Annotated in this window: 10 protein-coding genes; 3 read left to right on the top strand and 7 right to left on the bottom strand. The window is 63.4% G+C overall.

The window, feature by feature from the left end; translation table 11 throughout:
• The 5 genes from EOA49_RS33280 to EOA49_RS33275 all read right to left on the bottom strand — a co-directional run.
• Positions 1-178: ATP-binding cassette domain-containing protein (locus EOA49_RS33280; protein ID WP_127243028.1), on the bottom strand; the 178-nt coding region annotated here is incomplete at its 3' end.
• Positions 178-1,062: an ABC transporter permease subunit gene (locus EOA49_RS02350; RefSeq protein ID WP_245322339.1), complete on the bottom strand. Its 885-nt coding sequence runs from the start codon at positions 1,060-1,062 to the stop codon at positions 178-180. The genes EOA49_RS02350 and EOA49_RS33280, both read right to left, overlap by 1 nt.
• A gap of 26 nt (positions 1,063-1,088) precedes the next feature.
• Positions 1,089-2,096, bottom strand: a complete 1,008-nt coding sequence (locus tag EOA49_RS02345) for an ABC transporter permease subunit (RefSeq protein WP_127239644.1) — start codon at positions 2,094-2,096, stop codon at positions 1,089-1,091.
• 50 nt (positions 2,097-2,146) lie between these two features.
• Positions 2,147-3,745 carry an ABC transporter substrate-binding protein gene (locus EOA49_RS02340; protein WP_067003638.1) on the bottom strand — a complete coding sequence of 533 codons (1,599 nt, stop codon included), beginning with the start codon at positions 3,743-3,745 and terminating at the stop codon, positions 2,147-2,149.
• A 367-nt stretch (positions 3,746-4,112) separates the two neighbouring features.
• Positions 4,113-4,505, bottom strand: a complete 393-nt coding sequence (locus EOA49_RS33275; protein WP_245460489.1) for a hypothetical protein — start codon at positions 4,503-4,505, stop codon at positions 4,113-4,115.
• Here EOA49_RS33275 and EOA49_RS02335 point away from each other — a divergent pair.
• Together EOA49_RS02335 and EOA49_RS02330 are read left to right on the top strand one after the other, a co-directional pair.
• On the top strand, positions 4,489-6,198 hold the full coding sequence (locus EOA49_RS02335) for a long-chain fatty acid--CoA ligase (RefSeq protein WP_245460490.1): 1,710 nt from the start codon (positions 4,489-4,491) through the stop codon (positions 6,196-6,198). The two genes, EOA49_RS33275 and EOA49_RS02335, sit on opposite strands and share 17 nt — an antisense overlap.
• Positions 6,195-6,905, top strand: a complete 711-nt coding sequence (locus EOA49_RS02330; protein WP_067003636.1) for a 50S ribosomal protein L11 methyltransferase — start codon at positions 6,195-6,197, stop codon at positions 6,903-6,905. The genes EOA49_RS02335 and EOA49_RS02330 overlap by 4 nt, the downstream gene beginning before the upstream one ends.
• On the opposite strand, the gene EOA49_RS02325 is transcribed toward EOA49_RS02330, so the two are convergent.
• Entirely contained in the window at positions 6,906-7,631 is a 726-nt protein-coding gene (locus EOA49_RS02325) for an HAD family hydrolase (RefSeq protein ID WP_095799277.1), read from the bottom strand.
• Between the two features lie 5 nt (positions 7,632-7,636).
• Positions 7,637-9,280, bottom strand: a complete 1,644-nt coding sequence (pgi, locus tag EOA49_RS02320; protein WP_127239646.1) for a glucose-6-phosphate isomerase — start codon at positions 9,278-9,280, stop codon at positions 7,637-7,639.
• 304 nt (positions 9,281-9,584) lie between these two features.
• On the opposite strand from pgi, the gene EOA49_RS02315 reads away from it, so the two are divergent.
• The gene (locus tag EOA49_RS02315; RefSeq protein WP_040974759.1) at positions 9,585-11,078 is read left to right on the top strand and encodes a PLP-dependent aminotransferase family protein; all 1,494 of its coding nucleotides are present in this window, start codon (positions 9,585-9,587) and stop codon (positions 11,076-11,078) included.
• Positions 11,079-11,253: the final 175 nt, after the last annotated feature.

Here is an 11,253-nt window from a genome sequence, read left to right as displayed (position 1 = left end):
TCCAGGGCAACAAGCCCATAACCGCCAGCATCGACACCGACTTGCCGGAGCCGGATTCGCCGACGATGGCGAGCACCTCGCGCTCGTCGACACGGAGCGAGACGCCGTCGACGGCGCGGAACGGGCCGGAGGCGGTCTGGAACTCGACGACGAGGTTCTGGATATCGAGCAATGCCATCACGACCTCCTGAGCTTCGGATCGAGCGCGTCGCGCAGGCCGTCGCCGATCAGGTTGATGGCGAGCACCGTGATAAGTATGGCAAGGCCGGGGAAAGTCACCACCCACCAGGCGCGCAGGATGAATTCGCGCGCCGAGGCCAGCATGGTGCCCCATTCCGGCGTCGGCGGCTGCGCGCCGAGGCCAAGGAAGCCAAGCGCTGCGGCTTCCAGGATGGCGTTCGAGAAGGACAGCGTGCCCTGGACGATCAGCGGCGCCAGGCAGTTCGGCAGGATGGTCTTGAGCATCAGCCTCAGGTGCCCGGCGCCGGCGACCTTGGCAGCTACGACATATTCGCGGCTCTTCTCGGCCATCACGGCAGCGCGCACCAGGCGGGCGAAATGCGGCTGCAGGACGAGCGAGATCGCCAGCATCGCATTGAACAGGCCGGGCCCGAGAATGGTGACCAGCACCAGCGCCAGAAGCAGCGACGGGAAGGCCAGGATCAGGTCCATGACGCGCATGATCGCGACGTCGACCCAGCCGCGGAAATAGCCTGCCAGCAAGCCGAGCGTGATGCCGCCGACGAGGGCCAGCGTGACGACGACGGCGCCGATGAGCAGCGAGAAACGCGCGCCATAGAGCAGGCGCGAGAGGATGTCGCGGCCGACCGGATCGGTGCCGAGGATATATTGCGAGCTGCCGCCCGCCTGCCAGGCCGGCGGCCTGAGGAAGGCGGTCTTGTCCTGCACGTCGGGTGCATAGGGCGCGAGCAACGGCGCAAAGAGCGCCGCCAGCACCAGCAGGATGAAGACGACCAGGCCGATGACGGCGCCGCGGTTCACCGAGAAATAGTGCCAGAAGGTCTTGAAGCCGGTCAGCCGGTCCGGGCTGCCGGCGGCCATCGGGGCGATTTCGGTCGACTGGCTCATCACGCCGCCCTGATGCGCGGGTTGATGACGGCATAAAGCACGTCGACGATGAGGTTAACGGCCATGACGATAAGTGCGATCAAAAGCAGACCTGACTGCACGACGACATAGTCGCGCTTGAAGATGGAATCGACCATCCACTTGCCGATGCCCGGCCAGGCGAAGATGGTTTCGGTGAGGATGGCGCCGGCAAGCAGCGTGCCGACCTGCAGGCCGATCGTGGTGACGACCGGGATCAGGGCGTTGCGAAGTGCGTGCCCACCGATGACGCGGGCGGCGGAAAGGCCCTTGGCGCGGGCGGTGCGGACATAGTCTTCACCGAGCACCTCGAGCATGGCCGAACGGGTCTGGCGCGCGATCACCGCCAGCGGAATCGTGCCGAGCACGATCGCCGGGAGGATGAGATGGCTGAGCGCCGAGCGCAGCGCGTCCCATTTGCCGTAGAGAATGCTGTCGATGGTCATGAAACCGGTGATCGGCTTCAGGAAGAACTGCAGGCCCATGCGGCCCGACACCGGCGTCCAGCCGAGATAGCCGGAAAAGAAGATGATGAGCAGCAGGCCCCACCAGAAGATCGGCATGGAATAGCCGACCAGCGCGGTGCCCATCAATGACTGATCGAACCATGAGCCGCGTTTGACGGCCGCGAATATGCCGGCCGGGATGCCGATCGCCATGGCGAAGATCATGGCGAAGAAGGACAATTCCAGCGTCGCCGGAAAGAGCGTCTTGAACTCCTGGAGCACCGGGCGCTTGGAGGAAATCGAGACGCCGAAATCGCCGGTCGCGACCTCGCCGACATAGCGCGCATACTGCTCCCAGACCGGCAGATTGTAGCCGAACTGTTCCTTGAGCTCTTCGTAGCGGGCGGGGGTGACGCCATGCTCGCCGGCCATGGCCAGGATCGGATCGCCGGGCAGCAGCCGGACAAAGGCGAAGGCGCAGATGGTGATGCCGACGAGCGTCGGGATCAGAAGTGCGATTTTGTTGAGGAGATATCTGAGCATCGTGAAATGGAATGGGGCGGCGACAATTCGCGCCGCCCCGTTCGCAAATATTACTCGGCCTTGTCAACGCCGTCGAAGCGATGAATGCCGAGCGGGTCCATCTTGAAGCCGCTGACGTTGTTGCGGACAACGGCATAGACCTGGCTGTGAGCCAGCAGGAAGGCCGGCGCCTGCTTGGCGAAGATTTCCTGGGCCTGCTCATAGAGCTTGGTGCGCTCGCCCTGGTCGCTGGTCTTCTTGGCCTTCTGGATCAGGTCCTCGAAGTCCTTGTCGCACCAGCTGGAGTAGTTCGAGACGCCGATGGCCGAGCACGCGAACAGGGTGGCGAAGAAATTGTCCGGATCGCCATTGTCGCCGGTCCAGCCGATCTGGAAGGCGCCGGGACGCTCCTTCTTCTTGCCTTCCTCTCGATACTTGGTCCACTCGTAGTTGACGATCTCGGCCTTGACGCCGACCTTGGCCCAGTCGGCCTGGATCAGCTCAGCCGCGCGCTGGAAGTTCGGGTTGTAAGGACGAACGCGGTCGGAAGCCCAGAGCTGGATTTCCTTCAGCCCGGCGTCGGCCAGCACCTTCTTGGCCGCTTCCGGATCATAGGAATCGAACTTCACATCCTTGTTCCACGACCACATGGTCGGCGGGATCAGGTTCTGCGCCGGCGTCGCGCCAGCGTCCTGGAACAGCGACTTGATCAGCGCTTCCCGGTCGATCGCCTGGTTGAGCGCGTGACGAACCTCCGGCTTGTCGAGCGGCGGGATCGTGGTGTTGTAGCTCATGTAGCCGATGTTGAGGCCGGCCTGGTCCATCAGGGTCACGTCCTTGTTGGCCTTGATGGTGGCGATATCGGCCGGGTTCGGATAGGGAGCGACATCGCATTCGCCGGCCAGCACCTTCTGGATGCGGGCGGTCGCGTCAGGCGTGATGGCGAAGACCAGATCGTCGATCTTCTCCTTGCCCTTGAAGTAGTCGGGGTTCGCCGCATAGCGGATGACCGAATCGAGCTGATAGTCGACGAACTGGAACGGCCCGGTGCCGATCGGCTTGGTCGAGAAGTCGGCCATCTTGCCTTCCTTCTCGAGCTGGTCGGCATATTCCTTCGACACGATCGAGGCGAAGTCCATGCCGAGATTGGCCAGCATCGGCGCGTTCGGCTCGGTCAGCGTCAGCTTGACGGTGAGGTCGTCGACCTTTTCCCACTTGGCGACGTATTTCGGCATGTCCATGCCGGTGTAGTAATCCCAGGTCAGGTTCGGCAGATACTTCTCGCCGTTCCACGGATTCTGCTTGTTGAACTGCCGGTCGAACGAGAAGACGACGTCATCGGCGTTGAGGTCGCGGGTCGGCTTGAAATAGTCGGTGGTCTGGAACTTCACGCCAGGGTGCAGGTGGAAAGTATAGACCAGGCCGTCGTCGGAGATTTCCCATTTGTCGGCGAGGCCGGGCTCGATCTCGGTGCCGCCATGCTTGAACTCGACTAGGCGCGAATAGACCGTGCGCGACGAAGCGTCGAAGTCGTTGCCGCCCGTCGTCGTACCCGGATCGAAATTGGCCGGCGACGCTTCCGAGCAATAGACAAGCGTCTTTGCATTGGCCATCCCGCCGAGGACGCTTGCAGCCAGCAACGCGGCTGCAAAAGTCATTGTCTTTTTCATTGAGCACTCCCTGATGTTCTTCCAAGCCCCTCTATCAGGCTCGCGAAGCGCGCATATAAGCACCGTTTTTGGGGCTTTGGAACACCCCGTTTGCGTACCCCACGGTAAGCAGGAAAAGAATCCGCATTTTCCTCAAATAGAAGAAAAAATGAGCAGAATTTTTCGCTCACGCTAATGTTAACAACCGCATTTTTTTATTGATTGAGCCTCTTCCGAAATGGAACGAGGAGCTCCTGCCTGCGATCCCAGGTCCTCGTCGGGACGCGCCGAAGGAGGCGTCCAGGAATGACATTTCGCCGGCAAATCTTTCCGCCGCTGCCGCTGGGGCAAGACTTGCACGGCCGCCGATAGAGGCAATACATAGACGTTAGGCCGGATTTCTTGGAATCCGCAATCGGCCGCAGCGGAGGAACGCTTCCGAAATCGGAAAGAGATGCGGCGCAAGCAGCAAGACCAGGACACCAGGGAGGGATTTGGTGGCAAAAGCAGCAAAGACAACGCCCCCGGCGAAGGCAACAGCCAAAGCCGCGCCCGTCGATGCGGGCGCGGCCAAGGCTTCATCTTCCAAGACCGCTTCGCCAGCCAAAACGCCGTCACCTGCGAAGGCCGGCTCCAAGCCGAAGACCACTGTGAAACCGGCTGCCGCTGCAAAACAGACGAACCCCAAATCCGCCGCCAAGGCTGCAACCGCAAAGACCGCCAGGCCTGCGGCCGCAAAGACGGCCTCGGGATCGGCCAGGCGGCTGCCCAAGGCGATCACGGAACTCGCGGCAGGCTTGCCGGAAAAGCCTTGGCTGAAAAACTATCCGAAGAACATGCCGGGGGAGATCGGTCCGCTGCCTTACGATTCCATCGGCGACTTCCTTGTCGGCGCCTGCAAGCAGTTCGCCAGCCGCCCGGCGTTCGTCTGCATGGGCAAGTCGATCTCCTATGCCGAGCTCGAGCGGCTTTCGGCGGCCTTCGGCGCCTATCTGCAGTCGAAGGGTCTGGAGAAGGGCGCGCGCGTGGCGCTGATGATGCCGAATGTTCTGCAATACCCGGTAGCGATGATGGCCGTGCTTCGCTCCGGCTTCACGGTGGTGAACGTCAACCCGCTCTACACTCCGCGCGAGCTGGAGCATCAGCTCAAGGACTCCGGCGCGCAGGCCATCGTCATTCTGGAGAACTTCGCCAACACGCTGCAGGCGGTGATCGCCAGGACGCCGGTCAAGCATGTCGTGGTCGCGGCGATGGGCGACATGTTGGGCGGGCTGAAAGGCGCGATCGTCAATCTCGTCGTGCGGCGGGTGAAGAAGATGGTTCCCGCCTGGTCGCTGCCCGGCCACGTCAAATTCAACGCCGCGCTCAAGGCGGGCTCGGCAAGCGCCTTCAAGCCGGCGGCGGTGTCGGGCGACGATATCGCCTTCCTGCAATATACCGGCGGCACGACCGGCGTGTCGAAAGGCGCGACGCTGCTGCACCGCAACGTCTTGTCCAACGTGGCGCAGAATTCGCTCTGGGTGGAGGACGCCTATACGGTCAAGCCGAAGCCGGGGCATCTCAACTTCGTCTGCGCGCTGCCGCTCTACCACATCTTCGCGCTGACGGTGAACGCGCTGATGGGCATGCAGCAAGGCGCGCAGAACGTGCTCATTCCGAACCCGCGCGACATTCCGGGCTTCGTGAAAGAACTGCAGAAATACCCGGTCCACATCTTTCCCGGCCTCAATACGCTGTTCAACGCGCTGCTCAACAATGAGGATTTCCGCAAGCTCGACTTCAAGCCGCTGATCCTCACTCTCGGCGGCGGCATGGCGGTGCAGAAAGGCGTGGCCGAGCGCTGGAAGGCGCTGACGGGCTGTCCGGTGAGCGAAGGCTACGGACTTTCCGAAACCTCGCCGGTGGCGACCGCCAACAAGTTCAGCTCCAGCGACTTTACCGGCACGATCGGCCTGCCGCTGCCATCGACCGAGATCGCCATCCGCGACGACGACGGCAACAACGTGCCGCTCGGGGAAGTCGGAGAGATCTGCATCCGGGGTCCGCAGGTTATGGCCGGCTACTGGAACCGGCCTGACGAGACCGCCAAGGTGATGACCAAGGACGGGTTCTTCAAGTCGGGCGACATGGGCTTCATGGATGAGCGCGGCTACACCAAGATCGTCGACCGCAAGAAGGACATGATCCTGGTCTCCGGTTTCAACGTCTATCCGAACGAGCTGGAAGAAGTCGTGGCGCAGCACCCGGGCGTGCTCGAAGTGGCGGCGATCGGCGTGCCGGACGAGCACTCCGGCGAGGTGCCGAAGCTGTTCGTGGTCAGGAAGGATCCAGCGCTCACCATCGAGACGCTGACTGTCTATTGCCGCGAGAACCTGACCGGCTACAAGCGGCCGAGATACATCGAATTCCGCGCCGAACTGCCGAAGACGCCGGTCGGCAAGATCCTGCGGCGCGCGTTGCGGGAGCAGATTTGAACGAAAATGTTGCCGGCCTGACGCCAATACATCGCGCCGACCTCGATCCCGCCGAATTCATCAAGGCGAACATGCGGCTTCAGCCGGTGCCGTCGCTGCCTGAAATCCGGCTCTATACGGCCCATCCCGGCAGCGGGCTGAGGCGGCTGCTGGAACCGGAGGACGGCTCGCATGAGCACGCGGCCGAGCCGCAGCCGCCCTACTGGGCCTATGCCTGGGCGGGCGGCGCAGTGCTGGCGCGCTATGTTCTCGACCGGCCGTCAACCGTTGCGGGCCGGCGCGTGCTCGACCTCGGCGCCGGTTCCGGCCTTGTCGGTATCGCCGCGGCGCGAGCCGGGGCTAGGGAAGTGACCGCGGCGGAGATCGACCGCAACGGCATCGTCGCGCTCCGCCTCAACGCGGAGGCCAACGGCGTCGCCATCATCATAATCGGCGAGGACATCAGCGCCGGTCCGCCGCCATCGGTCGACGTTGTGCTCGCCGGCGACGTTTTCTACGGGCAAGCGGTCGCGCGGCGGATCGTCCCCTTCCTCGACCGCTGCCTTGCCGCGGGCATCGAGGTGCTGGTCGGCGACCCGGGCCGCGCCTGGCTACCCAGGCGGCGGCTTCGCCTGCTTGGCGAGTATCAGGTGCCTGATGTCGGCGGAAACGGCGGTAGCGCGCCGAAACCGAGCGGGGTATTTGCCTTCCTTCCCAGCGAGCCCTGATCAGCCCGCCGGCACACTCATCCGCGCGGCGAGAAAATCCGGCAGGTCGGCGACCGAATCCAGGATGACGTCGGCCATCGGCGACAGCGAGTCACGCGTGCCCGTGCCGGAAAGCACGCCGATCGCCAGGCCGCAGCCGCCGGCACGCGCCATTTCGAGATCGTGGCGATTGTCGCCGACCATGGCGATCTCGCCGGGCTTCAGTCCCGTCAGATCGCAGAACGCGATGACCGTGTCGGGCGCGGGCTTCGGGTTCGCGACCGCATCATAGCCGAAGGCGGCGTCGAAGAGCTGCGCGACACCGAGCGTGGCGAGCGTTTTCTCGGCGCCGCTGGTGGAATCGTTGGTGGCGACGCCCAGCCGGAAGGATCGCTTGTGCAGCGCCCGCAGCGATTCGACGATACCGGGCAGCGCGACAGCCATCGACGAGCCCTGAACCGAAGTGATCTCGTTGAAGCGGGCGACGGCCAGCATCTGGTCCTCCTCCGACAGGCGCGGGAACCAGAGCTCGACGACGTCCATGTTCGAGCCCGAGGCAAAGATCGAATCCGGCTTGAAGCGCTTGTTGACGAAATCGAAGCCGGCGGCGGCGAGCAACCTGTCGGCTTTCCAGCGATCGCCTTCGGCGGCGTCCATGGCCATGAAATCGGCAATGCCGAGCCAGGTAGCGTTGAAGTCGACAAGCGTGCCGTCCTTGTCGAACAGAATTCCCTTGATATCCGCCAATCCGTTTACTCCGCGCCACGCAATTGGTGGATATGAGCCACCAATCCGGCAGTCGAGGCATCGCGTTTTGCGGCAGTCTCCTTGCCTTCCACGACAGGCAGCAGGCCTGTCGCCAGTTCCTTGCCGAGTTCGACACCCCACTGGTCGAACGAGTTGATGTTGAACAGCGTGCCCTCGACGAAGACGCGATGCTCATAGAGCGCGATCAGGCGACCGAGCGTGCGCGGATCAAGCTTGCGGTAGAGGATGGTGAGCGACGGACGGTTGCCCGAAAAGACGCGATGCGGCGCGATGCGATCGACATCGGCGGGCTTCATGCCCTTGGCCAGCATCTGCGCGCGCGCCTCTTCCAGCGTGCGGCCCTTCATGAAGGCTTCCGACTGCGCCAGGCAATTGGCAAGCAAGAGATCGTGGTGGGTCTTCAGCTCGGGCTCGTGGCTGACGGCTGCGGCAAGAAACTCGACCGGGATGAAATCGGTGCCCTGGTGCAAAAGCTGGAAAAAGGCGTGCTGGCCGTTGGTACCGGGCTCGCCCCAGACCAGCGGGCCGGTCGGCGTAGCCACCGCGCCGCCGTCCAGTGTCACGCTCTTGCCGTTCGATTCCATATCGAGCTGCTGCAGATAGGCCGGCAGGCGCGACAGGCGCTGATCGTATGGAATGACGGCGCGGGCCGGGTATTTGCAGACGACGCGGTGCCACCAGCCGATCAGCCCCAGCAAAACAGGCAGGTTCTCCTGCAGGGGGGCCGAGCGGAAATGCTCGTCCATCTCATGCGCGCCGTCGAGGAAGGCGCGGAAATTGCGCAGGCCGATGGCGATCATCACCGGCAGGCCGATGGCGCTCCAGACCGAGTAGCGGCCGCCGACCCAGTCCCAGAAACCGAAGACGCGGTCGGAGGCGATGCCGAACTTGGCCACTAGGTCGAGCGCGGTCGAGACGGCGGCGAAATGCTTGCCGATCGCTTGCTTGCCCAGCGCCTTTTCCACCCATCTGCGCGCCGTCTCGGCATTGGTCATCGTCTCGACAGTGGTGAAGGTCTTGGAGGCGATGATGAACAAAGTCGTCTCGGGAGACAGGCCCTTCAGCGTGTCGTGGATGTGGGCGCCGTCGACATTGGAGACATAATGCGCACGCGGGCCGTCATGGTAGGGAGCGAGCGCCAACGTCACCATCGCCGGGCCAAGATCCGAGCCGCCAATGCCGATATTGACGATGTCGGTGATCTTCTTGCCGGTGGCGCCGGCCGCCTCGCCGGAGCGAATCGCATCAGCGAAGGCGCCCATTGCGTCGAGCACGGCGATCACATCGGCCTTGGTGTCCTGGCCATCGACCACGACGCTCTTGCCGGTCAGATTGCGCAGCGCCGTGTGCAGCACGGCGCGGTTTTCGGTGATGTTGATCTTCTTGCCTTCGAACATCGCGGTGCGTCGACCTTCGAGGTCGGCGGCGCCGGAGAGCGTCTCCAGCATTGCCATCGTGTCGGCGTCGACCGCGCATTTCGACCAGTCGAGCAGAAGATCCCCATCTGTGGCGGAGAATTTCTCGAAGCGCTTGGGATCGGCGGCGAAGGCTTCGCGCATCGTGCCCTTGGCTGCCGCGCGCTGCTCACGCAGGGCGGTGACCTGCTTGTCGAAGGCTGACTGATCCAATGGTGGCTCCTGGCGGGTTTTTAGACCATTTTAACAGGCCCGATGTTTCCGGCGCGTGTCGTCGCGACATTGTATTGAGCCGGATTTCCGTTTCGTTCAAGCGCGGCAGTGACGCACTGCATCACGCTTTTATGATGCCCCGCAACATCCGCTTCTCTGGCGGACGCGCCCCTTTCGTGACCAATGGATCACTGGCATAAATCCCAGCGATCAGAAAAATTGATTGGCGCAACCCCTTGTGCCACCCCTACACTCGACTGGTCCAGCCAAGTGAAAACAGCTGGCCATCCGAGGATGATCTCCCATGCCACAGCGCAATGACACGGCCATATGGTCCGGCCTGTTCCGGATTTCGGCCGAATCCGGACAAACTCTCCAGGCACAGATCCGCCAGGCGATCGTCGCAGCCATCCTCGACCGGCAGATCGCCGCTTCGATGCCGCTGCCATCCTGCCGGATTCTGGCGGAAAAACTGGGCGTAGCCCGCGGCACGGTGGTGCTTGCCTTCCAGCAGCTGGTCGACCAAGGTTTTCTTGTGGCGCGCGAGCGGCGCGGCCACTTCGTCAACCCTGAAGTGCTGGCCACCCCCGCCAAGCCGCACCAGAAGGCGCCCGACCAGCAGAATGAGATCGACTGGAAGGCGCGTCGGCAGATCGCCGCCAGCGACATGCCGCCGCCGGCCAAGCACGACAACTGGATCAAGTCCTCCTACCCGTTCGTCTACGGCCAGTTCGATCCGGCGCTGTTTCCGACCGCGGAATGGCGCGAGTGCAACCGCATGGCGCTCGCGGTGCTGGAGATCCGCAACTGGGCATCCGACATGGTCGACCGGGACGATCCGCTGCTCATCGAGCAGATCCAGGCCCGGCTTTTGCCGCGCCGCGGCATCTTCGCCAATCCGGACGAGATCATCGTGACCCTGGGCGCGCAGAACGCGCTCTATATGCTCGCCTCGCTGTTGATGACCAAGGGCTCGAAGGTGGCAATGGAAGACCCCGGCTATCCGGATGCCCGCTCGATCTTCCGGCTCGCCGGCGCAGATATCCAGCCGGTCCCGGTCGACCAGTCGGGCATCGTGACCTCGGCGATTCCCAGCGATTCCGGCTTTGTCTTCGTCACGCCCAGCCATCATTGCCCGACGATGGTGCCGTTGTCCGCCGAGCGGCGGCAGGATTTGCTGGCGCGCGCCAACCGCAACAACCAGATCATCATCGAGGACGGCTATGACAGCCAGCTTCTCGACGAGGCGCCGCAGCAGGCGCTGAAGAGCCTCGATCGCTCGGGCCGCGTCATCTATGTCGGCTCGATGTCGAAGACGCTGGCTCCGGGTCTGAGGCTCGGCTACATCGTCGCTTCGGCAGGACTGATTGCCGAGCTTCGCGCGTTGCGCCGCTTCATGCTCAGGCACCCGCCGGCAAACAACCAGCGCGCCGTTGCGCTGTTTTTGTCGCTCGGCCATCACGAGGCGCTGGTGCGCAGGCTCTCCGCCGCCTTCGACGAGCGGCGCAAGCGTCTGGTCCATGCGATTTCCGCTTTCCTGCCAGAATGGCGCTCGACCGACTCGGCGGGAGGCACGTCGTTGTGGCTGGAGGGCCCGCGCGGTACCGATTCACGAGGGCTCGCCGAAGCGGCCGCTTCGCGCAGCGTCATCATCGAACCTGGCGACCGGTTCTTCGACCGCAGCGAAAAGCCCTCGCGTTTCATGCGTTTGGGCATCTCCTCGATCTCGCTGCAGCACATCGAGCCCGGGATTCGGGAGCTCGCCACAGCCGCCGGCCGCAGGCCCGCTGCCGCCTGATCACCACGGACTGCCACATCAGGAGCCGGCGTTTTTGCCGGCTCTTTTATTTTGGCGTGCCTCGAGGCTTTAGCATCCTGGCATATTCGACGGGATTGACTGGCTCATAGGCTGTGCCAATGCCGACGGCATAGTCGAGGCACAAAGGGGACGAGGCAGGCCGATGGTGGACCAA

The sequence above is a fragment of the Mesorhizobium sp. M1A.F.Ca.IN.020.04.1.1 genome (genome assembly GCF_003997315.1).
Taxonomy (GTDB): domain Bacteria; phylum Pseudomonadota; class Alphaproteobacteria; order Rhizobiales; family Rhizobiaceae; genus Mesorhizobium.
The sequence above is the reverse complement of the archived record's forward strand: the minus strand, read 5'-3'. Positions and strand labels throughout refer to the sequence as shown.